Below are 18,741 nucleotides of genomic sequence, written 5' to 3'. Positions count from 1 at the left end.
TTTAAAAACAGATGCAAACAATAAAAACTCTCTTAGAACGATTAACATGTATTCACCTCTCAATTTAAATGCGCACCCTTTTGATTATTAATCCATGGATATTTCCTAATACACACAGCTCTCATTCTAACATACCCAATAATTTTTAATCTTTTAAATTCCTCATTTTCATGTAATAACATTTAACTGAATACCAATAGCCGGATCAATTAAATCTTGAATATTTTTTAAATTATCTGGATTTCTGAAAAAATGATATATGTTATTAGCTATAATTGGCCCTACATATTTCAAATTTGATAATGATTGCAAATCAGCGGCGCGCAAATTTTCTATGCTTTTATATGCAATAGCTAAATTACTAGCTACTGTTTCGCCTACACCATAAATACCTAGTGCATATATAAAACGAGCCAAAGTAATGTTTTTGGAATCCTCGATGGACCTTAATAAACGCTCAATACTTTCTAAACCCAATCCCTCTAAACAAAGTAACTTATTTTTATTTAAACGAAAAACATCAGATGAAGTAAATATTAAACCTTGATCAACTAATTGATCAATCATTCTATTTCCCATTCCATAAATATTCATTGCTTTTCTAGAAACAAAATGCTCAAGTGTTGCCTTGCGTTGAGCAAGACATGCTAATCCAGCCGTGCAGCGCAATACTGATTGATTGTGCCACGTTTTAACACGAGACCCACATACCGGACAAAATCGTGGTAATTCTACAATTTTTACATGATCGGTGCGTTCTGATAAAATTACTTCTACAATTTTAGGAATTACGTCGCCAGATCTTTGTATACGAACTGTATCCCCAATCATTAATCCAAGCCTTTTAACTTCATTGATGTTATGCATGTTTACTTTGCTAATTGTAACATCAGAAATTACAATAGGCTCTAAATAAGCTATTGGGGTAATAATACCTGTTCGTCCAACTTGGAAAATTACATTATTCACTTTAGTAGAACTTGTTTCCGAAGGAAATTTATAAGCAATAGCCCAATGAGGCGCCCTAGATCCACAACCTAATTTATTTTGATATGCGCAACTATTTACCTTAATAACTATTCCATCAATGTTAAATTCCAAATTGGATCGTATTGTTTTTATATAAGAATAATATTCCAATACTTTATCAACTCCGCTAATTACACGAATATAATTATTAATTGGTAAACCCCAATTTTTGCATAATTGTAATCGTTCCCAATGACTATCTGGCAATTCATTTTCTCCACAATAATTACTAATACCATAACAACAAAAACTTAATGGGCGTGTGGCTGTAACACTAGGATCTAACTGACGCAACGAACCAGAAGCAGCATTTCTCGCATTAGAAAAAGGTTTGTTACCTTGTTGTATCGTTATTTTGTTCAATTGTAAAAAACATAATTTAGATATAAATACTTCTCCTCTGATTTCTAATAAATATGGTAAGTTACCATATTTATCAACATCAATTTTTAAATACATGGGTACTGCGCGAATAGTGCTTATATTTTCAGTAACATCCTCCCCAATTTTACCATCTCCTCGAGTTGCCGCATAAATTAATTTCCCCTTCTTATACAATAAACTAACTGCCACCCCATCTATTTTTAATTCACAACAATATGACATCATATGATTTGCATGAAGTTTAATTTGTATGCGTTTATCAAATGACAATAATTGAAACGATGCAACGATACTATTTAAAGATAGCATTGGCACCTTATGGTATATTTTTTTAAAATTATATTGAGACACACCTCCTATACGTTGGGTAGGAGAACTTTCTGCAATCAAATGCGGGTAAATTTGTTCTAAATGACTTAATTTTGCTAACGTCGCATCATACTTTTCATCAGATACTGCAGATTCATTTTTTGTATAGTATAAATATTCCCAATAACGCAATTTTTTTCTTAATTTTTGTATTTTTTGTTTAGCAAATTTCATAATATAGATATCCCAATTATATTGGGTTGCGATAATTAATTCATATTTAAAATCATTATTTTCATTTACATATGATTTAATATTTTATGATAAAAATATCTTCAAACATACAGTTGTTTTATGTAATCACTGTTTAAATATCAACAATACCAAGTTAATTTTTTTATAAATTATTTATATCAACAGATAACATCAATATTATTAAATATTGAATATACGTCTATAATTAATGCATGATAGTTAATTTCATTCTAATATTTACATCAGAATCAAAAAAACTTATATTTTTATTTGATCCAAACTATATTTAAAAGATATTCTATATCACAAACCCATCATTGTAGTGTTGCATAACACTTGAGGAATATTAAATATGTATAAAATTTATCAAGATAATTCTTATACTATTGGTCATACTCCATTAGTCCGTCTTAATAATATTGGAAATGGTCATATCACTGTTAAAATTGAATCTAGAAATCCTAGCTTTAGTGTTAAATGTCGCATTGGAGCTAATATGATTTGGGATGCAGAAAAAAGAAACTTATTAAAATTAGATACGAGACTTATAGAAGCAACGAGTGGTAATACTGGAATTGCTCTAGCTTACGTAGCGGCCGCGCGACATTACAAATTAACTCTAACCATGCCGGAAACCATGAGCGTTGAACGTCTTAAATTAATTAAAGCTCTAGGAGCCGAAATTATATTAACAAAAGGATATGATGGAATGAAAGGAGCTATTGCTAAAGCAGAAGAAATTGTTGCTGATGATCCTAAACATTATTTATTATTGCAACAATTTAGCAATCCTGCAAATCCAGAAATTCATGAAAAAACCACAGGACCGGAAATTTGGAATGACTCGGGTGGACAAATAGATGTATTTGTAGCTGGTGTTGGTACAGGAGGTACTATCACTGGAGTTGGGCGATTTTTCAAACATACAAAAAAAAATAAAAAAATTATTATCGTGGCAGTAGAACCAGAAGAATCTCCAATCATTACCCAGACATTATCTGGGCAAAACATAAAACCAGCACCACATAAAATACAAGGTATTGGCGCTGGTTTTATTCCAAAAAATCTCGACTTAACTTTAATTGATCATGTAGAAACAGTAAGCATAGACGCAGCTATTAGCTACGCTAAACATTTAATGGAAAAAGAAGGAATTTTAGCTGGAATTTCTTCAGGCGCCGCATTAGCAGCAGCGGTACAACTACAAAAAAACAAAGCCTATGCTGATAAAAATATAGTAGTTATACTTCCATCATCTGGTGAACGATATTTGAGTACTGTATTGTTTTCAAAGTTATAAAAAATAAATTTTTATTTTCTATCAACATTCAAAAAAAATAGAAAACATTCATATAAGGTGTTTTCTATATTTATTTTTACATAGATACAAACAATTTATATATTTTATTTATTGCAGAATTTATAAAAATATTGAATTAATTACATTATGTAAATAGAATACTATCTTTTTAAGACATTAAAAAAATCAGGAGATCTAATGAAAAAATATCTTTAGTACATATTCTATTTTGAATGTGATATACATGAAAAAGAAACAAAAATTAATAGATTATTTATACATATGACTGTTTCATTCGTCTATGTTTCATCAATAAAAAATATTTAATTTTAGTACATTTACATGAGAATAATATTCTCACCATATTGTCAAATTAAATGGAGATAAAAATGTATCAAAAAGAAACTATAATCACTGCTTCCAATGGCTTACATACCCGTCCAGCTACTCAATTTGTAAAAGCAGCAAAAAAATTTAATTCTGAAATTACAGTAATCTCTAACGGAAAAAAAGCAAGCGCTAAAAGTTTATTTAAACTACAAACATTAGGTTTAAGCAAAGGATCTGTAGTTGTCATTTCTGCCGATGGCACTGACGCAGAACAAGCAGTACAACATTTAATCAAATTTATTACTGAACTTAAATAAATACAATATAATCAATCAATATTCGGATAATTATACTATTTATAACTCTAATGAAGGTAGAATTATGATTTCAGGAATTTCAGTATCACCTGGCATCGCCTTCGGAAAAGCGTTGCTATTACAAGAAAAAAAAATCCTCATCAATTTAGAAAAAATCAATATTGGTACTATTGAACAAGAAATCAATCGATTTCTTTCTGGACGCGCTGAAACTTCCAAGCAATTAAAAGAAATTAAAAATAAAGTAAAAAAACAATTAGATTCTAAAAAAGAAGCCATATTTGAAGGCCATATTATATTGCTAGAAGATGAAGAACTTGAACAAGACATTATTACTCTTATTAAAGAAGAATTATTCAGCGCTGATGCTGCTGTACATTCAGTAATTGAAACCCAAGCAAAAGCTTTAGAACAACTAGAGGACGAATATTTAAAAGAACGTGCTACTGATGTACGAGATATTGGAAATCGTTTATTAAAAAACATTCTAGGAATTCCAATTATTGACTTAAATGCTATTACTGAAGAAGTGATCATTATTGCGGTAGATCTGAGTCCATCAGAAACTGCACAATTAAATTTAAAAAAAGTTTTGGGATTTATTACTGATTCCGGAGGGAAAACTTCACACACCTCTATTATGGCGCGTTCTTTAGAGTTACCAGCCATCGTAGGAACTGGTACAATTACAAAAAAAGTATCCAATGGAGATTGGATAATACTCGACGCTTTAAATAATAAAATCTACATCAATCCAACCCCAAACATCATTAAAAATATAAATACATTAAAAAAGAAATATGTTTCTGAAAAATATGAACTAACTAAATTAAAGAATCTCCCAGCTATTACTCTCGACGGACGTCGAGTACGAATATGCGCTAATATCGGTACGATACACGATATAGTTAGAGCTAAAAAAAACGGAGCTGAAGGAATAGGATTATATAGAACTGAATTTTTATTTATGAATCGTAATTCATTTCCCACAGAAGAAGAACAATTTAAAGCTTATAAAAATGCAGCTGAATCCATGATTAACGAAGCTGTAATCATACGTATTATGGATATTGGAGGGGATAAAAGTTTGCCTTACATGCACCTCCCAAACGAAGAAAATCCATTTCTTGGATGGCGCGCAATTCGCATTATGTTAGATAGAAAAGATATATTACATACTCAATTACGCGCTATATTACGAGCTTCCTTTTTTGGTAAATTGCGCATAATGTATCCTATGATTATTTCAGTAGAAGAAGTAAAAACTTTAAATACAGAATTAAATTTTTTAAAAACACAATTACGTAAAGAAGGGAAAAAATTTGACGAAAATATTAAAGTAGGTGTCATGATCGAAACTCCTGCTTCTGCAATTATTGCTCATCATTTAGTTAAAGAAGTAGATTTCTTCAGTATTGGAACTAACGATTTAACTCAATATACACTTGCAGTAGATCGCGGCAACAAATTAATATCTCATCTATATAATCCCATATCCCCGTCTATTTTAATATTAATTAAAAAAGTAATTGAAGCGTCACATGCTGTAGGAAAATGGACAGCTATGTGCGGAGAAATGGCAGGAGATGAACGCACTACTCTACTATTACTGGGTATGGGATTAGATGAATTTAGCATGAGCTCCATATCTATTCCACACATAAAAAACATAATCCGTAACGCACATTATCACGATGCGAAAAAACTGGCGCAAAAAGCATTGAATTATTCAACCACAGAATCATTAATGCATTTACTTACGCATACACATGTATCAAATAATACACAAAAATTATAAAACTATTTTTTTATCACAATATCATCATGTTTATAAAAATATAATTTAACAATAAAAATTATTTTATAATTTTATAAATAAATCATCATATAGTTCATTAAAAAAATAAAAACCTAGTCCTATGCATTTTTTTATATATACACAAATAAAATAATCAGTAGAACGTATAAATAAAACAATGAATCAGCAATAATTTTTTCATTAGATATATATCTGCTTTTCAACATATTTTACAATCTGATTGCTCAGATAGATTGGCAGCACAAAATTCATAAATAAAAACCTAACTCTTATATACAACGATAAATATGAAAATATCAATTATCTGCACACACTATCCATACCAGCACCATGTGCTGAATCAACCATACATTAAAAACAATGCGTACTACTAATTACATAAGTCACAGAATCTTAAAAACATTAATTACAACACTATTTCCCCTGAATATAATCGTGCATTACGACCGCTTAAATAACAATATGCACCACATTCTGGAACACCAAAAATATCTTTGATCCCTAAAATTATAGTCAATAAATCTTGATGCCATCCTAAAGGCTCTACACTTAATTGCCAATAATAACCATGCAAACTGACATTCACAATCTTGGCTGGTAGCGGATAAAGGACATTATGCTCTTTACTTATATCCATCTCCCAAGGACGAAAAAATAATTCCACTTTTCCTTGTAAAGCCGGGATATATGATAAAGGCCAATGATAAGACCCAATAAATAATTCCGATCCACATACTACTCCTTGTAAACAATTAACTTCGCTTATAAACTCTAAAACAAAACGAGTAGCCGGCACACACCAAATGTCTTTAGGTGTGCCTATCTGCTCAATAACTCCTCGATTCATCACTACTATTCTATTAGCAACTTCCATAGCTTCTTCTTGATCGTGCGTAACAAAAACACTAGTAAATTTAAATTCATTATGCAACTTGCGAAGCCAACGACGTAATTCTTTTCTAACTTGTGTATCTAACGCACCAAATGGCTCATCTAACAGTAAAATTTCCGGTTCAATTGCTAAGGAACGAGCCAGAGCTACACGTTGCTTTTGACCTCCAGAAAGTTGAGTAGGATATCTATTTGCCAAACGTTCTAATTGAACCATGCTCAATAATTGCGTAACTTTTTTACTAATTATATGAGAATTTGGACGTTTATGGCGCGGCAACATTCTTATACCAAAAGAAATATTATCTGATACTGTCATATGACGAAACAAAGCATAATTTTGAAAAACAAAACCAACATGACGATCACGTGCACTAAGATGACTGACATCTTTACCTCTAAAACGCAAACAACCACTATTATAATGTTCTAACCCAGCAATAATACGTAGTAATGTGGTTTTTCCAGAACCGGATGGTCCTAATAACGCTATTATTTCTCCAGATTCAATATATAAAGAAATATCAGTCAATATTTTATCATGACCAAAAAATTTGGTGATTCCATCTATCTCAATGCTCATTTCTTATTCCTAGATCATAATATTAATTAATACGTTTTAAACGACCTTGTAAATAATGTTTAATAAGCAACATAAAAATTGAAATACACGCTAATAATGCTGCGGCAACAAATGCGCCTACAGTATTATAATCTTGATACAATAATTCTACATATAGCGACACAGTATATGTCTCGCCCCGTATTAATCCTGATACTATAGATACTGCTCCAAATTCACCAATAGCACGAGAATTAGTAAGAATAGCGCCGTATAACAAAGCCCATCGAATATTTGGAAAAGTAACATAACGAAACATCATCCAACCAGATGCTCCAAGAAGTATAGCTGCCTCGTCTTCCTGTCTTCCTTGATTCACCATCACAGGAACGAGCTCATGTACCATAAAAGGACAAGTAACAAAAATAGTCACCAACACTAATCCTACCCATGTGAATATTATTTGTATATTATGCAAATCCAGCCAATTTGTTATTGTATTATTATTTGCGTAAAGCAATAAATACAGTAATCCAACAATTACTGGAGAAACAGCGATGGGTATATTTATTAAAATATACAATAACTGTCTTCCACAAAATTTAAAACGAGTCACTAACCAAGCCATTAATATACCAAAAAATACATTAATAGGTACCGCAAATAATGCTACAATAACCGTCAAAAAAATAGCATGTATCATATCTTGATTTATTAAATTTGCTATTACTATTTTTAAACCTTCTGAAAAAGCAAATACAAAAATCACAATTAAAGGAACTAACAATAACATCATTGATATAAACATAGTGAAACTAATTAGAATCCATTGGTTCCATTTAATATTACTGTTATAACTATTACTGTAATTTCTATTGACATAATTATTCAACATGCTTACCATTAAGACCCTTTAAACCTTCGGTTTATTCGTAATTGAAACATACTAGTAAAAAATAATAATAATAAAGAAATAATTAAAATTACAGAAGAAATAGCACTGGCTGCTGGGTAATCAAATTCCTGTAAACGAATAAAAATAATTAAAGAGATAACTTCATTTTTCCAAGCAACATTTCCAGCTATAAAAATAACCGCACCAAATTCACCTAAACTTCGTATGAATGATAATGCTACGCCATACAACCAAGCTGGTGCCAATTCTGGAAAAATTACATTATAAAAAATTTGCCAATGATCAGCTCCGAGAGTTTCTGCTACTTCTTCATATTCTGCGGTAAACTCTTCTAACACCGGTTGTACAGTTCGTACTACAAATGGAATACTTGTAAAAATCATAGCAATAGATATACCTATCCACGTATACGACACTGTGATGCCAAATCGAGATAACCAAGCCCCATACCAACCTGATGTTGAAAACAATGTTGCCAAAGTTAATCCCGCCACCGCGGTAGGCAAAGCAAAAGGTAAATCTATTAACGCATCTAATAATTTCCGACCAGGAAATTGATATCTAGTTATTACCCATGATACTAATAGTCCAAATATCGCGTTAAATAATGTTGCTACCCCAGCAGCCAATAAGGTAATTTTATAAGAAACCAATAATGCTGGATCTGTGATCACATCGCAATATTGAGAGAAACTCATCTGAGATAATTGCATAATTAACGCGCTTAAAGGTAATAATAGAATCAAACACACAAACAATAAACTTCCACCCAGTGCTATCCCAAATCCAGGTAACGTATGTTTAGATGAAGAAAATAACATCAACGATGTCCTATTGATAACAATTGATCTAATTCACCACCACGTTTAAAGTGCATATTCATAACAGCATTCCAATTACCAAATTGATCCTCTACTCTAAATAATTGATTCCCAACAGATCCATTTTGATATATTTGAGCAATATCAGTTGTACTGACACGGTACCCAAACTTAGTAATAATCTTTTGCACTGAAGGGATGTATAGGTAATCTAAATAAGCTTGTGCTACATCTTTAGTTCCGTTTCTAATGACGTTTTTGTCTATCCAGGTCACTGGAAATTCTACCAAAACATTCGGAGTGGGTATAACAATTTCATAATTATCAAATCCATATTGACTTCGAACTAATTTTGCTTCAGATTCAAAATTAATTAGTACATCTCCTTGATTACGATCAACAAAAGTAGAGGTAGCAGCACGTCCTCCAGTATCAAATACCTCTACATTTTTTAAAAATTTTTGCATCCAAATTCGAGTTTGATCTATATCCCCATCGCTATTTTTTAAAAAAAAATTCCAAGCTGCTAAATAAGTATAACGTCCATTACCAGAAGTTTTAGGATTAGGAAATACTATTTTCAAGCCCTCATTAGTTAAATCATACCAATTATAAATTCCTTTTGGATTACCTCGTCTCACCAAGAAAGCCATAGTCGAAAAAAATGGTGAACTATGATTTGGAAATCGATCTTGCCAATTTTTAGGAATTAAGTGTCCCCGATCACACAAAATTTGTACATCTATCACCTGATTATATGTCACCACATCCGCACGCAGTCCCTGTAATATAGCCATAGCTTGTCTAGTAGATCCGGCATGAGATTGACGAATAATTAATGTATCTTCAGGATGAAGATCCTTCCAATATTCGATAAAATCCGAATTAATCTTTAAAAATAATTCTCTAGACACATCATAAGAACTATTTAATAAAACAGTTCCATGTATTGGAACGCAAAAAACACAATATAATAACGCTGTCACTTTAATCATTTTTAAAATAATATGCATAATAATCATATATATGCGAATACAAACATACCTACTCAAAATAGAGAGTTTCCTTCCAGTCAATAGAATATCATTCTATAATACATGCATAATTAAGATATATACCACACACAAATTTGTACTTGCATGAAAGTTTTATAACCAATTATTAATATATGATGATATCTTTTATTATATAGATGAATTATTCATATTGCCGAATTATTAATTGAATGAAATTTAAATCAATCATATTTGATTAATCTTGTCTATACTTCTCTCTGTAAAAATACCACCATATTCAATATTATAATTTATGATCAAATATAATAATATTATCTTTTTTTAAACTGCATAAAAGATCCTATATAAAGATAAAAGATAATTTAAAACATGATTTCTATATATAAATATAGATATTTTCATTAACTTGACTTAAAACCTAAAATAATTATCAATACGATCATTAAATAATTAAAATTTAAAAATTAAAAAATAATTCTGTTGTAATAAACTATTTATGTAACAGATACTTATCTTTATGTATCGATGCTTTCGATTAATTTCATACAATTTGAGCGATGCTTATTATCGTTAACACTACAATAAAATTTGTGCTATACTATCATTGTAATCTAAACAAAATAGCTCGTTGCAAAAAAAATGAAAAATAATTATTTTAAATAAATTCAAAAATTACTTTTACTATTAATTAGTTATCTATTACACAATATATAATTTTATTACGGAAAGAACATACTAATATAAAAAAATTAAACCGCCTATTTAATATATAAATACTATTACACATGACATAATAAAACTCATACTTCAGAATAATTGCTAGTATGTATTATATGCAATAATATATTGATCACATAGTATAATGTGACTTTTGTGACGCTCTAACAAAATAAAAACCTCATTAACTTAACGCTTAAAAAATTACTGCAATCATAATGATCTTTGCAATTAGATAATAAAAATTACAATCGGTATTAAATTATGATAATAATAACAATCTTTACTATTTTAATACAATCACCTGACATACAGATATACATACATTAATTAATAAATTATTTACAAAACACGCAACGTTCATTGCATCACATATTGTGTGATATGATACAACTTGTATATAATACATATATATGTTTTATATATAACATGTTTTGATAGAAATAAAACATACAATAAATATATTTATACTTATAAATATATTTTACTATATGCATTTTAAAATAATTGTAAATATCGTTAACATTACCCAATTATAATACGTAATACGGAGTCAGTAATGAATCCATCAAATAGTTTAAGAAAAATTTCAGGAATTATAGAGAATATCAAAAATATTAACGCCATTTGGTATTACCATTCACATAATAATGCCATTACTAACCCGTTTCTTATTCTAAAACCATTTTTTTTCAGTTCTCATTACAAATTCATTGAATATACAATAATTTATACTATAAAAAAAGATTATGCTACATGTATTAGTACAATTAACACAATAAATAAGTTAAAAACTCATATCGACACTAAAATTTTAGACAATATTCTAGGCATGTCTTCATAAAAATGGATATAATATCTGCTTCTAATAAATATTTTAGAATAAAAAAATATTACAGATTTATCGCAACCTATAAAAATCAAAACACAGATTCAGATCATGTGATTATAAAAATCACTATCAATTGGAAAAACATAAAAAAAACAACAGAATTAAAAAAAAACAATATCCAAATTAATTTAAAACTTTTACTTTCTTTAGATCAAAAATGTACATGTACCACATCGAATTTATATTTCATTTATCCATTTATAGAACTGATTGACAACTGGTATAATCGATATGTACCATTCAGTATTTACAATTCTCCTAACATACAAAAAATAAATAAAAATTATTTTGACCATAATAAATACTACGAAAACAATATTTCTATAAATACTAATTTATATACAGATGACCCAATCATAATAGTTACAAATGAATATGATTGCTTAACAAGTGCTAAAAAATTACTCAAACAACACAGTCAATTAATCTTGCGTGCACAGCCTATCAAATTGCGTGTATTTTCTTTTTTAAATAAAATATTTAATACACCTATCCCTGTGTATCAATCAACCTTTTAAAAAATAATAAAATAAGCATGGAAAAATTCACTAACCGTATTCGATAATTCTCTATGAGAGAGAACATTTCATAATCGTTCAATTAAAACATTCAATATTAGGAAAACACTTTATGTTATCAGAAAAAATATTAGCTAATGCCATACGTATATTGAGCATAGACGCTATACAACAAGCTAATTCTGGGCATCCTGGCTGTCCCATGGGTATGGCGGATATTGCTGAAGTATTATGGAGGGATTACTTAAATCACAACCCAAGCAATCCCAATTGGATTAATAGAGACCGATTTGTTTTATCTAATGGGCATGGATCAATGCTGCTATACAGCATACTACATTTAACCGGATACAAAATATCTATAGAAGATCTAAAAAACTTTAGACAATTAAATTCAACAACACCCGGGCATCCAGAATGTGGGTATACTGATGGAATTGAGGTTACAACAGGTCCACTAGGGCAAGGTCTTGCTAACGCTGTAGGATTTGCAATTGCTGAACGGACACTATCAGCTCAATTTAATCGCGCACAGTTTAATATCATCAATCATTATACTTATGTATTTTTAGGAGATGGATGCATGATGGAAGGTATTTCTCATGAAGCTTGCGCGCTAGCTGGAACTATGAAATTAAATAAATTAATTATATTTTACGATAATAACGGCATTTCTATAGACGGTGATGTACAAGAATGGTTCACAGATGATACTGCCATGCGTTTTGAATCTTATGGATGGCATGTAATACGTAATATAAATGGACATGATAGGAATGCTGTTAAAGCTGCAATTGATCAGGCTAAATCCACATTAGATAGACCATCATTGTTAATATGTAATACTATTATTGCTTTCGGAGCTCCAAATAAAAGCGGAACACATAACGCTCACGGCACTCCATTAGGAGTAGAAGAAGTGGCTGCTACTCGAAAAGCTCTTAACTGGAATGAACCTCAATTCGTCATACCAAAAGAAATATATAAATCATGGAATGCCACGATACTGGGACAAAAAAAAGAAGATAATTGGCAACAACTTTTTCGTAAATACCAGGTTACTTATCCTAATTTAGCAAAAGAATTAATAAGACGAATACAACGAAAATTACCCGATGATTGGCATAAAAAAACACAAAAATTTATTGAAAATTTACAGGCGCATTCTCAAAATATTGCTACACGTCAAGCTTCTCAAATTACAATTGAATCTTTTTCTAAAGAATTACCAGAGCTTTTTGGTGGATCCGCAGACTTAACACCCAGCAACTTGACAACTTGGTCTCAATCTTCTTCTATTATGCAGAATCCTGCCGGAAATTATATTCATTACGGTGTACGTGAATTCGGGATGACTGCTATTGCCAATGGGATTGCTAATTATGGAGCTTTTTTACCTTATACTGCTACGTTTTTAACGTTTGTTGAATACGCACGCAACGCGGTTCGCATGGCAGCATTAATGAATAGTCATCATATTATGATTTATACTCATGATTCTATTGGATTAGGAGAAGATGGTCCAACTCATCAACCGATAGAACAATTATCAAGTTTACGTATGACTCCTAATTTAATAGTATGGCGTCCCTGTGATCAAGTAGAAACAGCAGTTGCCTGGAAATCAGCAATTGAACATCACGGACCAACCGTATTGATTTTATCCAGACAAAATCTCATGCAACAGGAACGCACCTCAACACAAATTAATAACATTACTCGGGGCGGATACATTCTTAAAGATTGCCAAAATATCCCTGAATTAATTATAATTGCTACTGGGTCAGAAATAATATTAGCAATACAAGCATATTACCGATTAACCGATGAAGGTTACAAAATACGAGTCATATCATTACCTTCTACTGATATCTTTGATCAGCAAGATAAATCATATCGTGAATACGTATTACCAAACGCAGTAATTAATAGAATAGCTATCGAAGCTAGCAGCACTGACTATTGGTATAAGTATGTTGGAATATATGGTGAAATCATTGGTATGAATACATTTGGAAAATCAGCTCCATCACATCAATTATTTAAATTTTTTAACTTTACTGTGGACTATGTGATCAATAAATCATATAAATTACTCAACAAATCCTAAATCAACAGATCACCAAAAATGTTTAATTTTTCATAAAATACATTTATATAACTATACCAATATTTATTGGTATAGTTATATCCGAATTTTGTATTGAGTATATGTATGACTTATTCCTGTGAGTTATTAAATTCAAGATAATTTGATCAGAACTATTACCATTGGAAAATATAAAATGAATTATTCAACACTAATAACATTAGCTCGAAAATTAATTCAACAACCTTCGGTGAGTCCAAACCATCATAGTTGTCATGAAATAATTGCAGATTATTTAAAAAAACTAAATTTTAATATAGAGTTAATGCGTTTTGATAACACTCTTAATCTTTGGGCATTTCATGGTTGTAAAAAACAACAAAAATGCACAACATTATTGTTTATTGGGCATACTGATGTGGTCGATCCTGGCGATCTTCAATGCTGGGATCATCCCCCATTCTCAGGATTAGTACATAATAATATATTACATGGACGAGGTGCTATTGATATGAAAGGAGCATTAGCAGCTATGTTAGTAGCCGCCGCCAATTTTATCGACCAACATCCTAATTATCAAGGACGGATTGCGTTTCTTATCACTTCTGACGAAGAAGGCAGTGGCATCAACGGAACCACAAAAGTTGTAGAATCTCTAATTGCGCGTAATGAACATATAGACTATTGCATAGTCGGGGAACCATCCAGTCAAGATCAACTAGGTGATGTCATAAAAAATGGTAGACGTGGTTCACTTATTGGGCAACTGACAATACATGGATCTCAAGGGCATGTAGCATATCCTCAATTCTCTAAAAATCCAATACATTTAATCATTCCAGCTCTGTCAGATTTACTACAGACTACATGGGATCAAGAAAGAAGTATATTATTTCCTCCTACTGCTATACAAATTACTGATATTTATTCTAATAATAACAACAACAACGTTACACCCCATACAGTTATATTAAATTTTAATGTACGCTTTAATGATAAATGTTCTATTGACAAGATTAAAAGATACACAAATGAAATATTCACATGTCATACTTTACCTTATAATATCGATTGGAAACTTTCTGCAGAGCCTTATTTTAGTAACCCTGGACAATTGACTAATGTTGCGGTCAATGCAATTAAATATTACCAAAAATTTGAACCTCGATTAGAAACTACAGGAGGTACTTCTGATGGACGTTTTATAGCTAAAATGGGGACAGAAGTCATAGAATTAGGGGCACGTAACCATATGATCCATAAAGTTAACGAATACATTGATCTAATTGATTTAAAATTACTTAGCTCTATATATCAAAAGATTATAGAAGATTTAATACTAGTATAATATGCTACATGTCAATAATGTATTATTACAACAGATCTGAAACCAAGATATATTTTTGTTAATCACATACGTGTATTATTATTGCATATATACGAGGTGTCATTCAATATTACATATAATAAATATGTAGTTACTGTTTTTTAATGCATATATTGAAAATAATTTAAAAAATCAGGGATAACTAATGCTTATATTAAAAATTAATCTTCAATATTAATTAAACACGATTCATGTGACATATCTGTAGAAAAGATCAAAGGAGGACATATGTTTAGTTGTTTGCCTACTTTTTGAGCAATAGCAATAGTATTATCTTTTTTGATAACATCAGGAACAACATAATCATTATGTGATGTAAGAAATGCACCACCTAAATCTTCCGGTATATTTAATGCCTCCAAAGATACGGCATCTAAATAAGATAAATCACCATTAAGTTTACAGCGATCTTCCTTGTATATTCCGAAAGAACAAGCTGATAGTAATACCATACAGATACACAAAATCTCTAAAAAAGTTAACATTATAACCCTTGTATAAATACTTATTTATAATTAGACTGATCATAAAATAACCCTGAATCTATTAAAGCTTTCTTTAGCACATCACGATGTACCTCAGATAAAACAGTCATAGGTAAACGCAAAACATAATGCGATATTAATCCTAATTCTTTGCAAGCCCATTTCACTGGCATAGGATTAGAATCAATAAATAGCGCTCGGTGCACAGGCATCAAGCGCTGGTTAATGTATTGTGCGTTTAAAAAATCGTTTTCATTTGCTAATTTACATAACTCAGCCATTTCCTTTGCAGCAATATTTGCTGTAACGGAAATTACTCCAACCCCTCCAAGTTTCATAAAATCTAATGCACTTAAATCATCTCCGCTCAACAAAACGAAATCTTCATGAACCAACTGTTTTAATTGATTTACTCGATTTAAATTTCCGGTCGCCTCTTTAATACCAACTATATTTTTTATCTTGGCTAAACGAGAAACAGTAATCGGTAACATATCGCAACCAGTGCGTACTGGAACGTTATATAATATCTGAGGTAATTCTGTGCTTTCTGAAATAGCCTTAAAATGCTGAAATAATCCTTCTTGATTGGGACGATTATAATAAGGAGTGACGCTTAAACAAGCTGCTATATCGCTATCATTAAATTTACTAGTTAATGCAACCGCCTCTGCAGTTGAATTAGCGCCAGTACCCGCTATAACAGGCAATCTGCCATCACTAAATTCCAAGGTTCGCATAACCACATCAACATGCTCCTCATGTGTAAGCCCAGACATCTCTCCAGTTGTACCGACGGAAACAATAGCTGATGTACCACTAACTACATGATGATCAACAAGTTTCTTTAAACTTGTTCGATCTACAGCACCCTTTAGATCCATTGGGGTAATTAACGCCACTATACTTCCCGTAAACATGAACCATTGTCTCCAATAAACAAAATCTATAAAATATTGTTATTCAATAAAAACATCCAAATAAAATGGCAATAAACATCAAATAATACATTAATCGTTCTTCATATATAACAAACAATACCGCTATTTTTAATAATATTAAAACAGTTATTTATTAATAAACATGCTTATCTTTACTACCGTTTAATATTTTAAATTAATTAAAAATTATTTTCATTATATTTTTAATTATTAAGTAAATTATTCTTCGTTAACAATACGTTGAAATATGATAATTCAAAATTTTTTATTAAATAATTTATGTATATTCTATACAGACATTAAAAATAATATTAAAATTAAACATAAGTTATATATATATATATATATATATGCACATAATTATTAATTATTGGTGGAACATACTATGGCATTATTACAACCTGGAGACACAGTCCCTCAATTTAATTTACCTGATCAAAATGGGGTTTTAGTTAATATTGATTCTTATATAGGAAGAAAAAAAATTCTTATTTATTTCTATCCTAAAGCCATGACACCAGGATGCACTGTACAAGCATGTAAATTAAGAGACAATATGGATACATTCAGAAAATTAGGAATAGAGATAATTGGAATCAGTAACGACAAATCAGAAAAACTTTTAAAATTCTCTGAACAAGAAATGCTAAACTTTATTTTACTTTATGATGAAAACTACCAAATTTCCAAGAAATTTGGAGCATGGGGAGAAAAAAGGTTTATGGGAAAAACATATAACGGCATACATCGTGTTAGTTTCATCATCGACCAAACTGGTACTATCGAGCAAGTATTTAAATATTTTAAACCTGTCGATCATGATCAGATCGTGTTACGTTATCTAACTGATGGGCATTAACCGCATAAATACCAGAATACACATATATGCGTATGCGTCTTCTTATATTAGTTATTAATGTATTAATGATTGATGAAAAGTCCATATATAAAATCCGTATAGCGAATACATTTAAAACAATTAAAAATCCTTAATTACAAGGAATCATATGCTTATTTAGTTCCAAATGTTTTATCACCAGCATCCCCAAATCCTGGTATAATGTAGCCATTTTTATTAATTTTCTGATCTATAGAAGCTAAGTATAATTCAATATCTGGATGTTTTTCTTCCAGGGCTTCAATTCCTTCTGGTGCTGCTACTATTGATAAAACCTTTATATTATTACATCCAAATTTTTTTAATAAATCAATAGTAGCAATGATTGATCCGCCAGTAGCTAACATAGGATCTAACACCATAGCCATACGTTCATTGATATTGGAAACTAGTTTATGAAAATATGGAATGGGCTCAAAAGTAATCTCATTACGATAAATCCCTATTATGCTAATACGTGCACTGGGAAGATGCTCTAATACACCATTCATCATACCTAATCCAGCGCGTAGTATTGGTACCACTGTTATTTTTTTTCCTTTAATACGTGCAATTTTCACCAATCCACACCACCCTTTAATAGTTACTATTTCCATTTCTAAATCATCGGTAGCTACGTAAGTTAACAAACTACCTAATTCTGAAGACAATTCTCTAAAACGTTTAGTGCTAATATCACAAATACGCATTAGTCCTAATTTGTGACGTACTAATGGATGTTTAATTTCAACTATTTTCATATCAATTTTGTTCTCCATGAAAGCAAATACTCAAATATGAGACATTATACTTTCAAATATCAATTTAAATAATACCCCATCTTTAGATAGTAGGGATGGGGTATTATTTAAATTGATATTTGAAG

At 30.5% G+C, this 18,741-nt stretch carries 15 protein-coding genes; 7 read left to right on the top strand and 8 right to left on the bottom strand.

Going from position 1 to position 18,741, the window contains the following annotated elements:
- Positions 1 to 168: 168 nt before the first annotated feature.
- On the bottom strand, positions 169 to 1,956 hold the full coding sequence (ligA, locus tag M9407_RS00075; protein ID WP_250237115.1) for an NAD-dependent DNA ligase LigA: 1,788 nt from the start codon (positions 1,954 to 1,956) through the stop codon (positions 169 to 171).
- Between the two features lie 373 nt (positions 1,957 to 2,329).
- Here ligA and cysK point away from each other — a divergent pair, with 373 nt between their 5' ends.
- The 3 genes from cysK (at position 2,330) to ptsI (ending at position 5,722) form a co-directional block, all read left to right on the top strand.
- Positions 2,330 to 3,277 carry a cysteine synthase A gene (gene cysK / locus M9407_RS00070; RefSeq protein ID WP_250237113.1) on the top strand — a complete coding sequence of 316 codons (948 nt, stop codon included), beginning with the start codon at positions 2,330 to 2,332 and terminating at the stop codon, positions 3,275 to 3,277.
- Between the two features lie 389 nt (positions 3,278 to 3,666).
- Positions 3,667 to 3,924, top strand: coding sequence for an HPr family phosphocarrier protein (locus tag M9407_RS00065; RefSeq protein WP_250237111.1), 258 nt, complete (start codon positions 3,667 to 3,669; stop codon positions 3,922 to 3,924).
- A 64-nt stretch (positions 3,925 to 3,988) separates the two neighbouring features.
- A complete protein-coding gene (ptsI, locus tag M9407_RS00060) occupies positions 3,989 to 5,722 on the top strand; it encodes a phosphoenolpyruvate-protein phosphotransferase PtsI (protein WP_250231856.1) in 1,734 nt (577 codons plus the stop codon).
- A 427-nt stretch (positions 5,723 to 6,149) separates the two neighbouring features.
- On the opposite strand, the gene cysA is transcribed toward ptsI, so the two are convergent.
- The 4 genes from cysA to cysP are packed head-to-tail and all read right to left on the bottom strand — an operon-like array spanning position 6,150 to position 9,928.
- Complete coding sequence (gene cysA, locus M9407_RS00055; RefSeq protein ID WP_250231855.1) at positions 6,150 to 7,217, bottom strand: sulfate/thiosulfate ABC transporter ATP-binding protein CysA; 1,068 nt, start codon at positions 7,215 to 7,217, stop codon at positions 6,150 to 6,152.
- 22 nt (positions 7,218 to 7,239) lie between these two features.
- On the bottom strand, positions 7,240 to 8,100 hold the full coding sequence (locus tag M9407_RS00050) for a sulfate ABC transporter permease (protein ID WP_284309710.1): 861 nt from the start codon (positions 8,098 to 8,100) through the stop codon (positions 7,240 to 7,242).
- Complete coding sequence (gene cysT / locus M9407_RS00045; RefSeq protein WP_250237109.1) at positions 8,100 to 8,933, bottom strand: sulfate/thiosulfate ABC transporter permease CysT; 834 nt, start codon at positions 8,931 to 8,933, stop codon at positions 8,100 to 8,102. Before cysT ends, M9407_RS00050 begins: the two co-directional genes overlap by 1 nt.
- Complete coding sequence (gene cysP, locus M9407_RS00040; RefSeq protein ID WP_250237107.1) at positions 8,933 to 9,928, bottom strand: thiosulfate ABC transporter substrate-binding protein CysP; 996 nt, start codon at positions 9,926 to 9,928, stop codon at positions 8,933 to 8,935. Before cysP ends, cysT begins: the two co-directional genes overlap by 1 nt.
- 1,584 nt (positions 9,929 to 11,512) lie before the next feature.
- Between cysP and M9407_RS00035 the strand changes: the two genes are divergently transcribed.
- The 3 genes from M9407_RS00035 (at position 11,513) to dapE (ending at position 15,513) form a co-directional block, all read left to right on the top strand.
- Positions 11,513 to 12,076 (top strand): transaldolase family protein, encoded by a 564-nt coding sequence (locus tag M9407_RS00035; RefSeq protein WP_250237105.1) that lies wholly within the window; start codon positions 11,513 to 11,515, stop codon positions 12,074 to 12,076.
- A 112-nt stretch (positions 12,077 to 12,188) separates the two neighbouring features.
- Positions 12,189 to 14,186 carry a transketolase gene (tkt, locus tag M9407_RS00030; protein WP_250237104.1) on the top strand — a complete coding sequence of 666 codons (1,998 nt, stop codon included), beginning with the start codon at positions 12,189 to 12,191 and terminating at the stop codon, positions 14,184 to 14,186.
- Between the two features lie 175 nt (positions 14,187 to 14,361).
- Positions 14,362 to 15,513, top strand: coding sequence for a succinyl-diaminopimelate desuccinylase (gene dapE, locus M9407_RS00025; RefSeq protein WP_250237095.1), 1,152 nt, complete (start codon positions 14,362 to 14,364; stop codon positions 15,511 to 15,513).
- A gap of 200 nt (positions 15,514 to 15,713) precedes the next feature.
- Here the strand turns inward: dapE and M9407_RS00020 are convergent, their stop codons facing one another.
- Both M9407_RS00020 and dapA read right to left on the bottom strand, forming a co-directional pair.
- Complete coding sequence (locus M9407_RS00020; protein WP_250237093.1) at positions 15,714 to 16,004, bottom strand: hypothetical protein; 291 nt, start codon at positions 16,002 to 16,004, stop codon at positions 15,714 to 15,716.
- 53 nt (positions 16,005 to 16,057) lie between these two features.
- A complete protein-coding gene (dapA, locus tag M9407_RS00015) occupies positions 16,058 to 16,957 on the bottom strand; it encodes a 4-hydroxy-tetrahydrodipicolinate synthase (protein ID WP_250237091.1) in 900 nt (299 codons plus the stop codon).
- Between the two features lie 406 nt (positions 16,958 to 17,363).
- Here dapA and bcp point away from each other — a divergent pair, with 406 nt between their 5' ends.
- The gene (gene bcp, locus M9407_RS00010) at positions 17,364 to 17,837 is read left to right on the top strand and encodes a thioredoxin-dependent thiol peroxidase (protein WP_250237088.1); all 474 of its coding nucleotides are present in this window, start codon (positions 17,364 to 17,366) and stop codon (positions 17,835 to 17,837) included.
- A 152-nt stretch (positions 17,838 to 17,989) separates the two neighbouring features.
- Here the strand turns inward: bcp and upp are convergent, their stop codons facing one another.
- On the bottom strand, positions 17,990 to 18,616 hold the full coding sequence (gene upp / locus M9407_RS00005) for a uracil phosphoribosyltransferase (protein WP_250231846.1): 627 nt from the start codon (positions 18,614 to 18,616) through the stop codon (positions 17,990 to 17,992).
- Positions 18,617 to 18,741 lie beyond the last annotated feature (125 nt).

Source organism: Blochmannia endosymbiont of Camponotus sp., assembly GCF_023586365.1.
Lineage (GTDB): Bacteria > Pseudomonadota > Gammaproteobacteria > Enterobacterales > Enterobacteriaceae > Blochmanniella.
Note: the sequence above shows the minus strand (reverse complement) of the source record. Positions and strands in the feature narration are given on the sequence as shown.

Coding starts and splice junctions, on each gene's coding strand:
- cysP (WP_250237107.1), bottom strand. CDS start 9,928: ATGATTAAAGTGACAGCGTTATTATATTGTGTTTTTTGCGTTCCAATA.
- cysK (WP_250237113.1), top strand. CDS start 2,330: ATGTATAAAATTTATCAAGATAATTCTTATACTATTGGTCATACTCCA.
- ligA (WP_250237115.1), bottom strand. CDS start 1,956: ATGAAATTTGCTAAACAAAAAATACAAAAATTAAGAAAAAAATTGCGT.
- dapE (WP_250237095.1), top strand. CDS start 14,362: ATGAATTATTCAACACTAATAACATTAGCTCGAAAATTAATTCAACAA.
- dapA (WP_250237091.1), bottom strand. CDS start 16,957: ATGTTTACGGGAAGTATAGTGGCGTTAATTACCCCAATGGATCTAAAG.
- ptsI (WP_250231856.1), top strand. CDS start 3,989: ATGATTTCAGGAATTTCAGTATCACCTGGCATCGCCTTCGGAAAAGCG.
- M9407_RS00065 (WP_250237111.1), top strand. CDS start 3,667: ATGTATCAAAAAGAAACTATAATCACTGCTTCCAATGGCTTACATACC.
- cysT (WP_250237109.1), bottom strand. CDS start 8,933: ATGTTATTTTCTTCATCTAAACATACGTTACCTGGATTTGGGATAGCA.
- M9407_RS00035 (WP_250237105.1), top strand. CDS start 11,513: ATGGATATAATATCTGCTTCTAATAAATATTTTAGAATAAAAAAATAT.
- tkt (WP_250237104.1), top strand. CDS start 12,189: ATGTTATCAGAAAAAATATTAGCTAATGCCATACGTATATTGAGCATA.
- M9407_RS00050 (WP_284309710.1), bottom strand. CDS start 8,100: ATGGTAAGCATGTTGAATAATTATGTCAATAGAAATTACAGTAATAGT.
- bcp (WP_250237088.1), top strand. CDS start 17,364: ATGGCATTATTACAACCTGGAGACACAGTCCCTCAATTTAATTTACCT.
- upp (WP_250231846.1), bottom strand. CDS start 18,616: ATGAAAATAGTTGAAATTAAACATCCATTAGTACGTCACAAATTAGGA.
- cysA (WP_250231855.1), bottom strand. CDS start 7,217: ATGAGCATTGAGATAGATGGAATCACCAAATTTTTTGGTCATGATAAA.
- M9407_RS00020 (WP_250237093.1), bottom strand. CDS start 16,004: ATGGTATTACTATCAGCTTGTTCTTTCGGAATATACAAGGAAGATCGC.